This is a genomic window from Clostridium tagluense (assembly GCF_003865095.1).
Lineage (GTDB): Bacteria > Bacillota > Clostridia > Clostridiales > Clostridiaceae > Clostridium_AD > Clostridium_AD tagluense.
The window spans coordinates 143,395-157,972 of record NZ_BHYK01000007.1 but is presented as its reverse complement, the minus strand read 5'-3'; the positions used below and the strand labels follow the sequence as shown (position 1 = coordinate 157,972).

The 14,578-nt window shown below is 32.6% G+C and carries 21 protein-coding genes and 1 pseudogene; 3 read left to right on the top strand and 19 right to left on the bottom strand.

All coding sequences use genetic code 11. From position 1 onward, the window contains the following. Positions 1 to 248: 248 nt before the first annotated feature. Positions 249 to 827, top strand: coding sequence for a C40 family peptidase (locus Ctaglu_RS08375; protein WP_124999960.1), 579 nt, complete (start codon positions 249 to 251; stop codon positions 825 to 827). A 22-nt stretch (positions 828 to 849) separates the two neighbouring features. Here Ctaglu_RS08375 and Ctaglu_RS08370 read toward each other — a convergent pair whose 3' ends face one another. Both Ctaglu_RS08370 and Ctaglu_RS08365 read right to left on the bottom strand, forming a co-directional pair. After that, positions 850 to 1,608 (bottom strand): N-acetyltransferase, encoded by a 759-nt coding sequence (locus Ctaglu_RS08370; RefSeq protein ID WP_124999958.1) that lies wholly within the window; start codon positions 1,606 to 1,608, stop codon positions 850 to 852. A 231-nt stretch (positions 1,609 to 1,839) separates the two neighbouring features. Further along, positions 1,840 to 2,052, bottom strand: coding sequence for a DUF3955 domain-containing protein (locus Ctaglu_RS08365; RefSeq protein WP_124999956.1), 213 nt, complete (start codon positions 2,050 to 2,052; stop codon positions 1,840 to 1,842). Between the two features lie 373 nt (positions 2,053 to 2,425). Between Ctaglu_RS08365 and Ctaglu_RS08360 the strand changes: the two genes are divergently transcribed. Then, positions 2,426 to 3,166: a FadR/GntR family transcriptional regulator gene (locus tag Ctaglu_RS08360; RefSeq protein ID WP_124999954.1), complete on the top strand. Its 741-nt coding sequence runs from the start codon at positions 2,426 to 2,428 to the stop codon at positions 3,164 to 3,166. Between the two features lie 73 nt (positions 3,167 to 3,239). On the opposite strand, the gene Ctaglu_RS08355 is transcribed toward Ctaglu_RS08360, so the two are convergent. From Ctaglu_RS08355 to Ctaglu_RS08295, 13 genes and pseudogenes are all read right to left on the bottom strand, one after another. Beyond that, complete coding sequence (locus Ctaglu_RS08355) at positions 3,240 to 3,602, bottom strand: DUF1667 domain-containing protein (RefSeq protein ID WP_124999952.1); 363 nt, start codon at positions 3,600 to 3,602, stop codon at positions 3,240 to 3,242. Next, complete coding sequence (locus tag Ctaglu_RS08350; RefSeq protein ID WP_124999950.1) at positions 3,599 to 4,840, bottom strand: NAD(P)/FAD-dependent oxidoreductase; 1,242 nt, start codon at positions 4,838 to 4,840, stop codon at positions 3,599 to 3,601. The genes Ctaglu_RS08355 and Ctaglu_RS08350 overlap by 4 nt, the downstream gene beginning before the upstream one ends. Then, the gene (locus tag Ctaglu_RS08345) at positions 4,831 to 6,300 is read right to left on the bottom strand and encodes an NAD(P)/FAD-dependent oxidoreductase (RefSeq protein WP_185732629.1); all 1,470 of its coding nucleotides are present in this window, start codon (positions 6,298 to 6,300) and stop codon (positions 4,831 to 4,833) included. The genes Ctaglu_RS08350 and Ctaglu_RS08345 overlap by 10 nt, the downstream gene beginning before the upstream one ends. A 233-nt stretch (positions 6,301 to 6,533) precedes the next feature. Then, positions 6,534 to 6,719 (bottom strand): cysteine-rich CWC family protein, encoded by a 186-nt coding sequence (locus tag Ctaglu_RS08340; RefSeq protein WP_124999948.1) that lies wholly within the window; start codon positions 6,717 to 6,719, stop codon positions 6,534 to 6,536. Between the two features lie 100 nt (positions 6,720 to 6,819). After that, positions 6,820 to 7,431 carry a DNA-3-methyladenine glycosylase gene (locus Ctaglu_RS08335; RefSeq protein WP_124999946.1) on the bottom strand — a complete coding sequence of 204 codons (612 nt, stop codon included), beginning with the start codon at positions 7,429 to 7,431 and terminating at the stop codon, positions 6,820 to 6,822. Positions 7,432 to 7,541: 110 nt separating this feature from the next. Further along, complete coding sequence (locus Ctaglu_RS08330) at positions 7,542 to 7,730, bottom strand: hypothetical protein (RefSeq protein ID WP_124999945.1); 189 nt, start codon at positions 7,728 to 7,730, stop codon at positions 7,542 to 7,544. 86 nt (positions 7,731 to 7,816) lie between these two features. Then, on the bottom strand, positions 7,817 to 8,017 hold the full coding sequence (locus Ctaglu_RS08325; RefSeq protein WP_124999943.1) for a DUF1657 domain-containing protein: 201 nt from the start codon (positions 8,015 to 8,017) through the stop codon (positions 7,817 to 7,819). Between the two features lie 44 nt (positions 8,018 to 8,061). Beyond that, a complete protein-coding gene (gene spoVAE, locus Ctaglu_RS08320) occupies positions 8,062 to 8,415 on the bottom strand; it encodes a stage V sporulation protein AE (RefSeq protein ID WP_124999941.1) in 354 nt (117 codons plus the stop codon). A 21-nt stretch (positions 8,416 to 8,436) separates the two neighbouring features. Continuing rightward, positions 8,437 to 9,438 carry a stage V sporulation protein AD gene (gene spoVAD / locus Ctaglu_RS08315; RefSeq protein ID WP_124999939.1) on the bottom strand — a complete coding sequence of 334 codons (1,002 nt, stop codon included), beginning with the start codon at positions 9,436 to 9,438 and terminating at the stop codon, positions 8,437 to 8,439. Next, on the bottom strand, positions 9,439 to 9,918 hold the full coding sequence (gene spoVAC / locus Ctaglu_RS08310) for a stage V sporulation protein AC (protein ID WP_124999937.1): 480 nt from the start codon (positions 9,916 to 9,918) through the stop codon (positions 9,439 to 9,441). An 11-nt stretch (positions 9,919 to 9,929) separates the two neighbouring features. Beyond that, a pseudogene (locus Ctaglu_RS08305) lies at positions 9,930 to 10,789 on the bottom strand (DUF421 domain-containing protein). Between the two features lie 13 nt (positions 10,790 to 10,802). Then, positions 10,803 to 11,009, bottom strand: coding sequence for a DUF1657 domain-containing protein (locus Ctaglu_RS08300; RefSeq protein WP_124999934.1), 207 nt, complete (start codon positions 11,007 to 11,009; stop codon positions 10,803 to 10,805). Between the two features lie 276 nt (positions 11,010 to 11,285). Beyond that, positions 11,286 to 11,486 carry a hypothetical protein gene (locus Ctaglu_RS08295; RefSeq protein WP_124999932.1) on the bottom strand — a complete coding sequence of 67 codons (201 nt, stop codon included), beginning with the start codon at positions 11,484 to 11,486 and terminating at the stop codon, positions 11,286 to 11,288. Between the two features lie 240 nt (positions 11,487 to 11,726). Here Ctaglu_RS08295 and Ctaglu_RS25070 point away from each other — a divergent pair, with 240 nt between their 5' ends. Next, positions 11,727 to 11,867, top strand: coding sequence for a hypothetical protein (locus Ctaglu_RS25070; RefSeq protein WP_185732628.1), 141 nt, complete (start codon positions 11,727 to 11,729; stop codon positions 11,865 to 11,867). 61 nt (positions 11,868 to 11,928) lie between these two features. On the opposite strand, the gene Ctaglu_RS08290 is transcribed toward Ctaglu_RS25070, so the two are convergent. From Ctaglu_RS08290 to Ctaglu_RS08275, 4 genes are all read right to left on the bottom strand, one after another. Continuing rightward, complete coding sequence (locus tag Ctaglu_RS08290) at positions 11,929 to 12,519, bottom strand: manganese catalase family protein (protein ID WP_124999930.1); 591 nt, start codon at positions 12,517 to 12,519, stop codon at positions 11,929 to 11,931. A gap of 3 nt (positions 12,520 to 12,522) precedes the next feature. Beyond that, the gene (locus tag Ctaglu_RS08285) at positions 12,523 to 12,810 is read right to left on the bottom strand and encodes a spore coat protein CotJB (RefSeq protein WP_124999927.1); all 288 of its coding nucleotides are present in this window, start codon (positions 12,808 to 12,810) and stop codon (positions 12,523 to 12,525) included. Further along, entirely contained in the window at positions 12,810 to 13,064 is a 255-nt protein-coding gene (locus tag Ctaglu_RS08280) for a spore coat associated protein CotJA (RefSeq protein WP_224617486.1), read from the bottom strand. The genes Ctaglu_RS08285 and Ctaglu_RS08280 overlap by 1 nt, the downstream gene beginning before the upstream one ends. A gap of 248 nt (positions 13,065 to 13,312) precedes the next feature. Continuing rightward, positions 13,313 to 14,491: a hypothetical protein gene (locus Ctaglu_RS08275; protein ID WP_185732627.1), complete on the bottom strand. Its 1,179-nt coding sequence runs from the start codon at positions 14,489 to 14,491 to the stop codon at positions 13,313 to 13,315. Positions 14,492 to 14,578: the final 87 nt, after the last annotated feature.

Sequence of the window (14,578 nt, the reverse complement as noted above, 5' to 3'; positions counted from 1 at the left end):
CTTCTTAAATATCTCCTTCCTCCTTATGAATCATAATAATTTATTTGTCTTTAAAATTGTATTGATTTCATACTACCACATTTGCATTGCTAAATTAGGTGAATAATGTCACATTGAAATTAAAATTGCTCTACCATACTTCAGGCAACAAAAAAATAATAGATAAGCACTAAACATTTTAGAATATTATTTGAATTGGTACAGTAATTTAATATAAGGTATCTTAAATCACCAGAGGGGGAGAAATTATGAGAACAACTCTAAAAAAAAGAAGTCCAATTACACTTTGGCATGTAACCTTTATTCTCGTAATAGCACTAATATATATGATTTTTACTGTTTTCTCGAATTTTCAAACTCCACTAAATAAGCCCCTATATATTGAAAATGGAAAGCAATACCCTGCATTAGCAACTGGAAATGATTTAGTGTCCTATTCAAATGCATTTTTAGGGATGCAGTATTTATGGGGAGGTACAACACCAGCAATATCTGACACTACTGGGAAGTATATAAGTGGAGGATTCGATTGTTCAGGGTTTGTTCAGTATATCTACAAAAACTTTGGGATAGATTTGCCTAGAACATCTATGGACCAGATAAACCAGGGTAAATCTGTTACTATAAATAATCTTGAAAAGGGCGATTTAGTTTTTTTTATGACAAACCCAGCTCTACCCCATGAAGTTTCTCATGTTGGAATATATATTGGGAGTAATAAATTCATACATTCTCCTAACGCCTGCGATGTTATAAAAATATCTGAATTAACTGGGTATTACAAAGATAAATTTGTAATCGGTAAAAGAATGATTAGATATACGTAATCATTGCCCTGTAGTTTCAAGATTATAAACCCTTTCCCTCAAGGAATTTTATGAACTTACTGTCCGATAATATTTCATTGGTTACAAATTCACCCTCATAAAAAAGACTATATGTTGTAAATGGTGAAGGTGCATTCTGTGCCTCATCTTTTGTTTGATACTTTAATAAAGCGAAGTTAATACCCTTTGCCTTAGCAATTTCAGCAATCAAAGGTGCGTATTTTTCAGTGTGTGGACATTGGTTTGAATAATATAAAACTATACCCTTCTTATCAGTTATCCCGTCTTTACAGCACTCCTTAAATTTTGGTTTTTCTGTGTTTTTTTCAAAAGGAAGATACAATAGTTCAAAGTATGGCTTCGCTGTGTCACATACTTCAAAACCTTTATATTTCAAGTATTTAGGATCCGATAAAAAGGGCATTTTCTTTTTTGCTGAAAGAACGGCTAGACCTTTTTTACCCTTGAGCTTTGCATCACTTATACATTCCTCTAGCAGCTTATTTGCATAACCTTGCCCTTTAAATTTCCCTGAAACCCAAAAACAGTTTATAAACATATATTCCTCAGCTATTATTGGGCACCATGCATTTTCAGCAGGTATATATTCAACAAATACCTTTCCCCGTACATCAAGCTTTTTAAACATAAGTCCATCATTGTAGCACCCTTTTAGCCAAGCTTTTTTAGATGAAATACAACATTCACCTTTTTTATCAGTGATTGCACAACAAATGTGCTCAGTATCAATATTTCTATTATCAACGTTTATAATATTCATTTTCATTTACCTCTCTCTCTAAAAGTATTACCATTTGGTGGTAAGTTCTTATTCTTAATTTTCATTAACTCCATTTTATCATATTAACTTTGCTAAATTAAGATAATATTGTCACACTAGAAATTAAAAATGATACCGCCCTACTGGCAAGTCTCAATAAAAAATGGATAAGCACTAAATGCCTATCCATTTTTTAAATGAAAAATTTCAATTTAAGTCCAAATATTTATTTTAATTTTTTTTAGAGTTCCGAGAGAATGATACTATTCTTACTGCTAGTACAAGAATTATACCAATAGCCAAGAATAAATAACTCATTGGTATTAAATAAAAGGGTTCTAAAAGAGTACCATCTGGAGCGACTTCAGATCCGATTATGTTATAGGCAACCATACAAGCAGCGGCTATAATAAATGGTATTAAAGTTAAATATTTTTTCTTCATTGCAAACTCCTTTCCCCTTTTCAGCTATAAAAATTATTTTCATACATTACGTTTTAATTAAGTATTAACCATATCATATCACATTATTTATTGTTTATCAATATATTTTTAATGTTTATTGGTATATATTTATTATTAATCAACATAAACCTTAATTGTAATCAAAAAAAACACATACAAAAATTATGCCAATAAAGATTAGTATAAATGCAATTAATAACAACAACTAAATATAGTTATAAATGATATTTACTTTTAATTTACGATATAGTGTATAATAGCAAAAGAGAAGCTATAGTGATATTTTTGGGCGAACAAATGATTTATATATAACTTATAAAGAAATTCTTAAAAACTCGTTTGAGGAGGTATCATGAATAAGATAGACATCAAGCCTGTGATAAATAAAAAAGCATATTTTCAAATAATTGAGACCTTTGTTAATTTAATCGTTACTAACCAAGTTGAATATGGAGAACGACTATATAATGAAGCAGAATTAATGGAAATCTTAAATGTTAGTCGACCAACGCTACGTGAAGCATTGCGTGTTATGGAGTTTTTAGGAATCATCACTGTCACACCAAGAAAAGGAATTATCATTAGTGATCCCAAAGACAATAATTATTATTTGCCACTTACCTATATTTTAGCTTTCGAAAAAACAAGTAATACAGATCTTTTTGAACTTAGGATGGCTATAGAACTAGAAATGATAAGCCTTGCAACTTCTAGGGGAACAGATGAAGACTTTGCTAAGTTAAAGCAAATTTTCGATGAAATGACTAATCTTTCTGATGGAGAAATAACAAACTTTACTAAATTGGATCAATTATTTCATATCCAAGTATTAAATTGTGCTAAAAATGAATTATGTTCTAAATTAATGAACACCCTTAATGCATTAATTTATAATCAATTAGAACAAATACATAAAGCTTTAACAAATGATGATAGGAAAAATACCATACAAAAACACTATCTTATATATCAATCATTAGTAGCTAGAAATGAGGAATCAGCAAGACAGGCAATGAAAGACCATCTAGAGCATGCCTATGGTGTTACTAAACAACTTCCAAGCGTCTTTTTAGATACTTTTAAAACAAAGTAATTTTTTCATTAAAAAGCCATATTTTCAATTAGATAAATGAAAATATGGCTTTTTATATATTAGTCTTAATGATTTATTTTTTATCTATAGACTTTGTAGCAATAATATCTACGCCAAGCCCCAACACATTGTGGATAAGCACTTGTTCAATTTTTATAGGTGCATCAATTTGTATGTTTTTAATCTCTTTCATAACATCAAATATCTTACCTTTAGGAACACCTATTGTAGTTCTTACACTAACAAGGGGCATTTCTCCATTATTTACTTTAACTAATGATGAAATAGTTCTTTTAGGATTTTGTATTTCTTGGGAGGCATATGCTATTCCTTTTTTACAACAAGCTCCAATAATTTTTTTGATAACTTTTCCTTCTAATTCTAAAGTTAATTCGCAGCCATTTGGACAAATTATACATGTCATTTCTCTATTCATTTTGCTACCACCACCCTAATATTTTCACTACTAATAATATCCTCTTTTTTTAATGTTAAGTGTATCATCTCTGCAGGATTTAATTTTTTAAAGTTTGTTAATTTGATTACTTTTTCACCCTGCTTAATTTCTATAGCTCCATCTCTTGAAGGTCTACTCACCCTTAAAGTTATTTCTACATCTTGCTTTCCACTTATCTTTTGTGGAACTACATTATTAACAGTTTCATCTGTTGTTATTAAAATATGGCTTTGATTTTGCTTTTCATTTCTTATATATAATGCTACTGACTCTGCAATATTTTCCCCTTCAGCAGATACAAAATCTACTAAATCATGAACATGAAGCACATTACCACCTGCATAAATTCCTTCTATGCTAGTTTGTAAATTTTCGTCCACAATGGGCCCTTTAGTTTTTGCATCAAGTTTTATTCCAGCTTTAAGCGATAACTCATTTTCAGGAATAAGTCCAACAGAGAGTATTAATGTATCACATTGATACTCTTTTTCTGCTCCTGTAATAGCTTGTCCATTGTTATCTAATTCACTTACAATTACTGATTTTAATCTTTCTTTTCCTTTAATATTTGTTACTGTATGATTTAAATATAAGGGAATATTATAATCATTTAAACATTGTTCTATATTTCTTGAAAGTCCACTAGGATAAGGTAGTTTCTCTATTACGGCCAATACTTTTGCCCCTTCTAGGGTGAGTCTCCTTGCCATTATAAGTCCTATATCTCCAGACCCTAATATAACAATTCTTTTTCCAACCATAATATTTTTTATGTTCATATAGCTTTGGACTACTCCAGCAGTAAATACCCCCGCTGGTCTTGTACCAGGTATACCTATCGCGCCTCTTGTTCTTTCTCTACAACCCATGGCCAGCACTACTACTTTAGCTTTATATTTTTTTAGCCCACCTCTTGTAACTGCTGTAACCTCCTTATTATTTGTAAGATTTATTACAGTTGCTCCTGTTTGCAATTCAATTTTTGCTTTTTTCACCTGCTTTATAAATCTATTAGCATATTCAGGACCACTAAGAGCCTGCTTAAATCTTGTTAAACCAAATCCATCATGAATACATTGTTTTAATATTCCACCAAGTTTTTCTTCCCTTTCTAATATTAAAACGTCTTCTATACCTTTTTCTTTTAATTTTAGAGCTACTGCAAGTCCAGCTGGCCCGCCACCAATTATAATTGCTTCCTTTTGAATTACTTGCATTGTCTTACCTCCCCTAAAAACATCTTTCCATATTTTCTTAAATAAGTTACTTCATCAACTTTTACATTTTTTTCTTTCATAATGATTTCTGCAATTCTAGTTTGGCAATATCCACCCTGACACCTTCCCATCATGGATCTTGTTCTATATTTAATACCTGTTAATGTATCTACCCCTAATGGATTATTTATTGCTTGCAAGATTTCTGCTTTTGTAATATTTTCACATCTGCAAATAATTTCTCCATAATCAGGATTTTCTTTTATCAATGTGTCCTGTTTTTCTTCAGATTGTTCTATAAGTTTTACTACTGCCTTTCTTATGGGATTAAAATTTATATTTTCCTTTAAGGTTTCCCTATTTTTAATTTTTTCGACTACATACTCTGCAATTGGAACAGCGCAAGTGAGTCCTGGAGATTCAATTCCAATTAAATTAATTACATTAGGTATCTCTTTTCTTTCTTCTATTACAAAATCTGCATATCCACCTTTTTCCTTACTTACAAGTTTTGGTCTTATGCCTGAGAAATTTCTGATGAAATGTTCCCTTTTGATTTGAGGCAATATCTTTGTACCCTCTTTTATAAGCATATTCATAATATCCTCAGTTGAAGAATAGTTATCATTTTCATCTATGTAATTAGCACTTGGCCCAATAAATATATTGCCATGAATTGAAGGTGTAAGATGTACACCAAGACCCCCTTCTTTCTTATTAGGAACTGGATAAACTGGAATTTCAAGAAATTTGCTTAGGCTTTGGTCAATAATAAAATATTCTCCTCTACATGGATATATTGTATAATCTGTAACACCAACCATTCTTGCTATTTTATCAGAATTTAGCCCTGCACTATTAATTACCCATCTACTAAAATAGGTTTCTTTATTTTTTGTAGTAATCTCATAGGCATTTTCTTTTCTTTTAATATTAGTTACTTCTCTATCAAAATAAAAATCAACACCATTTTGGCAAGCATTTTCTGCTAATGCAATCGTATATATAAATGGATCTAGTATTCCTGTCATAGGTGAATATAAAGCTGCTACTCCTTCTACATTAGGTGCTAATTCCTTGATTTTTTCATGGGATACAATTTCGAGACCTGGAACTCCATTTGCATCTCCTTGTGCTTTTAATGCTTTTAGTCCTTCCATATCTTCCTTACTAAAGCCTACTACTAGCTTTCCTGTTCTTTTAAAAGGTATATCTAACTCCTTTGCAACTTTGTCAAAGCCCCTACATCCCTTCACACAAAATTTGGCCATAAGTGTTCCAGGCTGACTATTAAATCCTGCATGAAGTACTCCACTGTTTCTGCCACTTGTCTCACACACTACATCTAGCTCTTTCTCTAACACACCTACATTCAAATTATATCTTGAAAGTTCCCTTGCAATTGCACTACCCACTACACCTGAGCCAATAACGACTACATCATATTGTTGTTTTTTCAATTACATCACCTCTTACTTTTTTTCAAAAACATTTATATCTAAGCTTATTTAGTATACTCATTAAACTTAATACAATATTAGCTACATATAAATATTTTGTCAAGGAACTCATTGAATATTTTTCCATTTAATTAAAAAAGAATGCAAAAATTAATTGATTTTTGCATTCTTTTTTTATGAAATTATTAAATTTACACATACATTATGTTTACAGTGGAAATAAACATTTTCTCTTACTTCTGATACTTTTCTAAACAAGACTTACATATGCAAGCTTTACCCCTTTTATCACTTGGAATCAAATCTAATATGTACTTTGGAAATTTAACTGTATCACACCAACATCCACCTTCACCGTGTTTACAATTATTATGTTGTCCACAAAGTGGACATATTTTCGCTACTTCACTTTTACTCATTATTGTTCCTCCTTCAGACATTTTAACTCCCTTTATTAATTATATATTTATTCCACATTTAATATCAATATAAAATATATTTGTTTTACTTGTATTAATATTATTTTACAGATACCCAAACATTATCTTTTATATAAAATCTCCATTTAAAGTCCTTTGCTTCTTCTGCATAATCAATTCCAATTCTTTTAGCTTCTATAATTTCAATTTTTTCTTTATCCATTGATTCTTCTATATAAAGGTTACCTGAACATAAATCTTGTTTATTATTTTCTTTATTTATATTCATCGCTATACACAATTTAGAGGGACCCGAAGACAAGTTTTTAAATTGAGCTTTTGTTAATTCATTATAAACTTTATTAAATCTTAACTTTGACATTTCGTCTATTCCGTCTATTGGCTCTATTGCTCTAATTAAAACTCCTTCTGGGGATCCTTCTTTTTCTGTTATTACATTGAAGCAATGATACATACCATAAATAAAATATACGTATGCGATTCCAGGTTTACCATATAAGGCTTCTAATCTAGGTGTTTTCTTTCCTCCGTAAGCATGAGAAGCCTTATCTATTGAACCAATGTATGCTTCTGTTTCAACTATCTTTCCTTTTAACTTTACTCCATTAACTTCGTGTACAACTACTTTACCTAAAAGTTCCTTCGCAACCTGCAACGTTTCTTTAGCATAAAATTCTCTAGTAAGTTTCATCACAAATCACCCCTCATAAATATGTTTTAGCATATTATAAATTTTAGTTTATATCAAATTTATATATAAGACAAATCTTATATCCCTTCAGTGGAGTAGTTTTGAGATTACTAAACAGTTTTATTTACCCATAGCAAGATGCATATACTAAGACAGATAGCTGTAATAGCAACAAAAGAAATAATCTTAAATGCCTTCTTATCCCTTCTTGTTCCTATTATCACAGATGCTAAAAATACTACCTCCATAACTGGTAAAATAAATATTAACATGTTTTCAAAGGTTATTTTAATTGACATTTCACACCTCCTTATATTTATCCTGCTATGAAACAAGAAAATTAAAGAACTAATGGAATGTCTGCCATTTCATTAGTTCTTTAAATCTACTTATATTGAGGTTCTTGTCCCTGAATATATTGTTGTCGTCCTTTTAAGATCTCTAGTGTACAATCAAGTTGTTCTGCTATTTGTTTAAAATCATTTTTTGCTTGCTTATCCTCTGTTTCTAGAGAAAAAGTCTTCATTGTAGCAGAAGCGCTTTGCAGTCCAGCAATTGCTTGTTGCATTTGAGTTCCTACAGTCATGGTTTCCACCTCCCTTAAATCATCTCCTGGGTCGCTAAATATATTTATCCTTTGGGTTTAAATATTATAGCAGCAATAAACCCAAAAGTTATTGCAGCAGAAATACCAGAACTTGCTGTTTTTAACATACCAGTAAATATGCCTATAAATCCTGTTTTTTCAGCATCAATTAAGGCACCTGTTACAAGAGTATTTCCAAAGCTACTTATAGGTATAAATGCACCTGCACCTGCTATTTTTATCAAAGGCTCATATAAACCTAGCCCTCCCAAAATTGCTCCAATTACAACTAATGTGCAGGTAGTATGTGCAGGAGTAATCTTTAATATATCCATTATAAGTTGCCCAATAACACAAATTAGACCACCTATTACAAATGCAAAAATAAACTTTTCCATAATTAAACTCACACCTCTTTTTTACATTTCTATAGAAACTGCATGAGCAATACAAGGTATGCTTTCCTTTTGTTGGTAAGATATTGGGGACATTAAAGCACCTGTTGCAACAATTAATATTCTCTTTAATTCCCCTCGACGCATACGGTTAAGAAAATGCCCATAAGTTACAGTAGCCGAACAGCCACATCCACTACCGCCACAAAAAACTGGTTGATCCTTTTTATATATTAAAAGTCCACAGTCTGTAAATATATTAGATGGCATTTCGGTGCCATGGGTTTTTAATAAACTAATAGCAAGCTCATGTCCTACCTTGCCTAAATCACCAGTAGCAATAAGATCATAATAGGAGGCATCAACATTTAAATCTCTAAAATGTGCTTCAATGGTATCTACAGCCGCTGGGGCCATAGCTGCTCCCATGTTAAATGGGTCCGAAATACCCATATCTATTACTCTGCCTATGGTAGCCGAAGTAATCTTAGGTCCAATTCCATCTTCGCCAAGGACCGCAGCTCCAGCTCCTGTTACTGTCCATTGAGCAGTAGGAGGTTTTTGTCCACCGTACTCTGTAGGATATCTAAATTGCTTTTCTGCAGCTGCATTATGGCTACTTGCAGATGCTATAACATATTTAGCCGCCTTACTTTCTATCAATTGAGCTGCTAGGGCTAAACTTTCCATGGAACTAGAACAAGCACCAAAGACCCCTAAAAAAGGTATCCCCAAAGTTCTTGCAGTAAAACTACTAGAAATAATCTGGTCCATTAAGTCTCCACTTATGAAAAAATTGATATCTTCTTTTTTTATACTTGATTTTTTTATCGCTCTTTCGCAAGCATGTTCCAGAAGAACCTTTTCTGCTTTTTCATAGCTATCCTGTCCAAGCCACAAATCTTCATGAAGTATATCAAAGTCATCAGCTAAAGCACCATCAGCTTCAAAAGGACCACCAACTGCGGCTGATGCTAATATTGTAGGTTTAGAATTGAAAATCCATGATTGATGTCCTTTAAGCATTTACATCCTCCCCAACCATATTATTGTGATTTTTATGGTAGCAACTACAAAGGCAGAAAATACGCCATAGACAATGATTGCTCCAGCAAGTCTGAACATATTTCCAGCCACTCCAAGTACATATCCTTCGCTTCTATGTTCAATTGCAGCAGAAGCTATAGAATTAGCAAACCCTGTAACCGGAACAGCCGATCCAGCTCCGGCCCATTGGCCGAGGTGATCATAAACTCCAAGTCCAGTAAGCAAAGCTGACACAAAGATTAAAACTATTGAAGTTGGACTAACTGCTGTTTTTTCATTAAAATTAAGGTAGGTTATAAAAAATAATTGTAAGCATTGACCAATGGTGCATATAGCTCCACCTACAAGGAATGCTTTAACACAATTTTTCAAAATAGGTCTTTTAGGTTCTATCTTTTTTACCAATTTATCATATCGTAGCTCCGTTGGCGTTAGTTTTTTCTTTTTCATATTGGACATTATTTCACCTTCTAACGTAATAAATAGGGTTCTAACTTTTCCAAGACCCTTTTTAAATTTTCAGTATTTTTTGAGTACATTGATTTTGCTGCTTCATTTTTTGTTTCTAAAGCAAATGACATAAGGTCTGCCTGACATTTTTGAATACTGGCATATAGCATTTCTTTAATCTGTGTTTTTGGGACTTGAATCAAATCATCAAAAAGATCCAAATACAAATCTCCTGAAGAATCTACTTGACCTATAAAAACATTTTCAAGTGCTACTCCTTTGTTTTTAAGCTCTGTTTTAAGCCACCCTTGATTTAATCCAATATTGGTAAGCCCTTCATTCAACATATTTCCATCTAAGATAACTGTCTGTGATTCAGTCTTCGATGCAATTTTTTTCCTAAATCATATGAGGTAACAGGTTTTTTATCAGCTTTTAAACTAATATTTATATCCCCTGTTGTTTCCATAATACCAAATTCAACATCTGCCAAATTAAATGCCTTTTGGCAACGTAATTCTTGTATAAACTCTTGCCCAGTCATTCTTTCTTTAGCTAAATTTTCTTCCATAACTTTACCATTTTTAATTAGAACTCTTTCCTTACCATTCAATATGTTATAAATCCAGTTGCTTTTCATGGAAGCATAATCTAAAATAATAGGCATTAGAGCCCAAACAGCTAACGCAGTTAATCCAAAATATATATTTGTAATTATGCCCAATGAGATTAAAGTAACTATAAGCGCAATGACTACATAAGAAATAAAGTCAAAGGGGGTACTTCTAGATAAATTTTTTTTCTTCATAAATCTTGTTAAAACTAATGTTAAAAAAAATATAATTATTGAGTTTAATAATATTATTAACCAAGTATTCATTATTTCACCTCACTTAGTCGCCTTTGTACTGGGGCTCTTGAAACTCTATAGAACCCACTCTTTTTTCTAAATCTATTTTAATTTTATTTATTTCTTGGAATGCCTCAGTGTAAATAGCCTTAGCTTCTTTATCTCGTTCCTGCAATGAATATAATCTTAAAGTAGCTTCTGACCCATTTAGAGTGGCTAATGTTTGTTTTACCTTAGAGCTAACAGTCACATTGAAACCTCCTTTTAAATTAAATTATTTTCTAACATAGTTTAACTAATATACCTAAATATAATTCATTTATATTAAAATAAAAAATTCTTGATAAACTATATACTACAATTTTAATTTCTGATTTTTTTATTTAAAAAAAGATGACTCTTGTTCAATGAACAGAAATCATCTTTTTAATTCAGATTAGAGTTTTCTAAAATTGTCCACAGAGGATGTGACGAGTCGCTTTTGTCCTAATAAATTATATGCCTTCTAATAATTGAATTAGGATACTTAGCTATATTGCTTTCCGTCATGTGTATTTAATAATTCTTGTAATTTCTTAGCTTGCATTGCAGATTGTTCTGCAAATTCCCTGAATGTATTACTTACTTCTTCTTCTGATACTTCTCTTGCAAATGATTGATAGTCTCTAGTATTTTCTTGTGCGTCTAATAATTTTTTCATAATAGTATCTCTAGTGTTCATTTCCATTTTAATCACTCCTTCGGCAGTATATTTCCACAAAAGTTATCTTTTTATGTATTTTAAGTTTTACTATCTGAAAAATCAATAACCCTTTACTTTAGAACTGTTACTAAATGAATAGGCATATAAAATGAATTTTTGGTCATTATAATATTTAAAGATTATTAAGATAAATACATGTTTGCGTAAATTTCAAATTAGTTTATATATCCTAAAAGTAAATAACATCATGAAAGGTGAGATAATATGAGTAATAAGTTAACTGTAACCAAAAATAAGATGGCTACATTGGGTATCAAGAAAAATGAACAAAACGATTACGAATATATTAATCCTGAAGATAAGACTAAATCTAAATATAAGTCAGTTAGAAAGGAACCAAAATAATGAGATAAAAAAATATATATAGTTGTTAAAAAAGATTCAACAACTATATATATTTTAAATTTTAAACTGGTTTATGCATTATAAATAAATGTGGTTGTTGTAGATGATCCTGAACAATTCTTAGTGCTTCACCGAATCTTTGATAATGAACAACTTCTCTTTCTCTTAAAAATTTTAAAGGCTCTATTACATCTGGATCATCAGCCATATTAATTAGATATTCGTAGGTAGCCCTCGCTTTCTGTTCTGCGGCTAAATTTTCAGTAAGGTCTACAATGGGATCCCCTTTTGATTGAAACCCTGCAGCTGTAAAAGGAACTCCTGATGCACTTACAGGGTATATTCCTCTACCATGATCAGCATAGTAGCCACTCATGCCGCCTTTTTGAATTTCCTCTAGCGTTGCGCATTTCATTAATTGACGAACCATGCTTCCAACCATTTCTAAATGAGCTAGTTCTTCAGTGCCTATATCATTACATGTTGCTATAGCTTCGGGAGTTATCATAGAAAATCTCTGACTTAAGTATCTTAATGATGCACCTAGCTCACCGTCTGGACCACCATATTGAGTAATAATAATTTTTGCCATTTCTGGATTAGGAGTTTTAATTTTTACTGGATATTCTAGGAATTTATCGTATGTCCACATAAATTACACTTCCTCCTTTTCAAACATAAAATTAGCTTCATTTTCCCAAGGCCAGGGTTCGCTTATCCATTGCCATGGGTATGGGCTTAAGGAGTTAAGTTGAGTTAACATGCCGTAATTCATCTCATAGTTTTCTTTTAGTCCTCTCCATTGCATAATGTAATTATTATACTCTACAACAGCTTCTCTATCCAATGGATGAGTATTAAGGAACAAAGCTAAGTCTATCATCATAAACCGTGTTGCACTAATCTGTTTTAACATTTCCATTTTATTCATTTCATTTCTCATTAGATTCGCTCCTTTTGAATTGTTTCCAATTTACATGGTCTACTTTTTTTGTCCTCACCTTTATAAGGACTGTAAAGTTCGGGGAAAGCAGTTCCTCTTCTAAGTGCTTCGACTGGCGTAAACACAGCACAAAGGAATTGGAATGGAACATATGCAGCAGCTAGCCTAACATTTTCAATTATAGTTTCTTGTGGTATACAATTGCTCATTTCTTCGACTTTAGACATCTTTTTTCCTGTATCAGTCTGCTTCAATTTAAACCTCCAGAAAGTATTTAGTACATAATATTATATGCAAACATTGAAAAAAGTGAGTATATTTTCCAATTAAAAATAACACAATTTCCATCTCCATGAAATTAAATCGTATAATCTAGCTCTTCACCATCAGGTAATAAAACAATCTAGATATTATCTAAAAAAAGGCCACCTAAGGTAGGTAGCCTTTTAATGTTTAAAATTATTTTTATAATCTGTTGCTTTTAAAATTGAACTTAATCCTACTAGACAATTCTGAAAATAGACACAGTTCCAATAGGTCCGGATAAACCTACTAATACTATACTAATAGGACCACTAGAATTATTAACAAATCTAAAAGTTTCTCCTGCTGTTGCAGCATAGATTCTATTAGAGCCGCTTATAATTGGATTTGTTGCTGTAATAGATATACCGGCAATAACACCACGAAGGGATGATACCAAATCAACCTGTATAGAAACGGTTCCAGGATTTGGAGTAACGGCTATCTTCCAGTCTATTACATAAACTCCTGTTGTATTAACTGTAAAAACACCTGTTGCTGGATTATAACTTAGATCTGGTCCTACAACATCTACAGCATTATAAATAATAGTGCCTCCAACTGGAATTGATAATTCATTTATTGTTATAACACCATTTGCAAAGGAATTGAAACTTGGTCCTGTTGGGCCTGTTGCTCCCGTTGGTCCTGTTGGGCCTGTTGCTCCCGTTGGTCCTGTTGGGCCTGTTGCTCCCGTTGGTCCTGTTGGGCCTGTTGGGCCTGTTGCTCCCGTTGCTCCCGTTGCTCCCGTTGGTCCTGTTGGGCCTGTTGCTCCCGTTGGTCCTGTTGGGCCTGTTGCTCCTGTTGGACCTGTTGCTCCTGTTGGACCTGTTGCTCCTGTTGCACCTGTTGGACCTGTTGCTCCTGTTGGACCTGTTGCACCTGTTGCTCCTGTTGCTCCTGTTGCTCCTGTTGGACCTGTTGGACCTGTTGGGCCTGTTGCTCCCGTTGGGCCTGTTGGGCCTGTTGCTCCTGTTGCTCCTGTTGGGCCAGTAGGACCATCTGCACCCGTATTACCAGTAGGACCTGTAGGACCTGTAGGTCCGGTTGGCCCAGTTCTTCCAGTTGGCCCTGTTGCTCCAGTAGCACCTGTAGGTCCGGTTGCCCCAGTTGGTCCAGTTGGTCCAGTTGGTCCAATTATACATGCTGGGAAGCAATGCTTGCAGCAACAATCATCTTTATCATGTTTGCAGCAGCAATCATCTCTGTCATGTTTGCAACAATCATCTCTGTCATGCTTACGACATTCATCTCTGTCATTTTTATAATCGTCATCTTTGTCATAACAATTTTGACTATTTATAATAAGATTTCCAGTAGTTCCATCTATCTCGGTACATTGATACTTCTTCGATGAACCATCATTGGATTTACCCATAATATACACCTTCCTTATATAATACTATCTTTATATAAAATGCTATTATTTTATTTGCATAATTTATAATACTGTCCTTACATAGTA

Coding starts and splice junctions, on each gene's coding strand:
- Ctaglu_RS08375 (WP_124999960.1), top strand. CDS start 249: ATGAGAACAACTCTAAAAAAAAGAAGTCCAATTACACTTTGGCATGTA.
- Ctaglu_RS08370 (WP_124999958.1), bottom strand. CDS start 1,608: ATGAATATTATAAACGTTGATAATAGAAATATTGATACTGAGCACATT.
- Ctaglu_RS08365 (WP_124999956.1), bottom strand. CDS start 2,052: ATGAAGAAAAAATATTTAACTTTAATACCATTTATTATAGCCGCTGCT.
- Ctaglu_RS08360 (WP_124999954.1), top strand. CDS start 2,426: ATGAATAAGATAGACATCAAGCCTGTGATAAATAAAAAAGCATATTTT.
- Ctaglu_RS08355 (WP_124999952.1), bottom strand. CDS start 3,602: ATGAATAGAGAAATGACATGTATAATTTGTCCAAATGGCTGCGAATTA.
- Ctaglu_RS08350 (WP_124999950.1), bottom strand. CDS start 4,840: ATGCAAGTAATTCAAAAGGAAGCAATTATAATTGGTGGCGGGCCAGCT.
- Ctaglu_RS08340 (WP_124999948.1), bottom strand. CDS start 6,719: ATGAGTAAAAGTGAAGTAGCGAAAATATGTCCACTTTGTGGACAACAT.
- Ctaglu_RS08335 (WP_124999946.1), bottom strand. CDS start 7,431: ATGAAACTTACTAGAGAATTTTATGCTAAAGAAACGTTGCAGGTTGCG.
- Ctaglu_RS08330 (WP_124999945.1), bottom strand. CDS start 7,730: ATGTCAATTAAAATAACCTTTGAAAACATGTTAATATTTATTTTACCA.
- Ctaglu_RS08325 (WP_124999943.1), bottom strand. CDS start 8,017: ATGACTGTAGGAACTCAAATGCAACAAGCAATTGCTGGACTGCAAAGC.
- spoVAE (WP_124999941.1), bottom strand. CDS start 8,415: ATGGAAAAGTTTATTTTTGCATTTGTAATAGGTGGTCTAATTTGTGTT.
- spoVAD (WP_124999939.1), bottom strand. CDS start 9,438: ATGCTTAAAGGACATCAATCATGGATTTTCAATTCTAAACCTACAATA.
- spoVAC (WP_124999937.1), bottom strand. CDS start 9,918: ATGTCCAATATGAAAAAGAAAAAACTAACGCCAACGGAGCTACGATAT.
- Ctaglu_RS08295 (WP_124999932.1), bottom strand. CDS start 11,486: ATGGAAATGAACACTAGAGATACTATTATGAAAAAATTATTAGACGCA.
- Ctaglu_RS25070 (WP_185732628.1), top strand. CDS start 11,727: ATGAGTAATAAGTTAACTGTAACCAAAAATAAGATGGCTACATTGGGT.
- Ctaglu_RS08290 (WP_124999930.1), bottom strand. CDS start 12,519: ATGTGGACATACGATAAATTCCTAGAATATCCAGTAAAAATTAAAACT.
- Ctaglu_RS08285 (WP_124999927.1), bottom strand. CDS start 12,810: ATGAGAAATGAAATGAATAAAATGGAAATGTTAAAACAGATTAGTGCA.
- Ctaglu_RS08275 (WP_185732627.1), bottom strand. CDS start 14,491: ATGGGTAAATCCAATGATGGTTCATCGAAGAAGTATCAATGTACCGAG.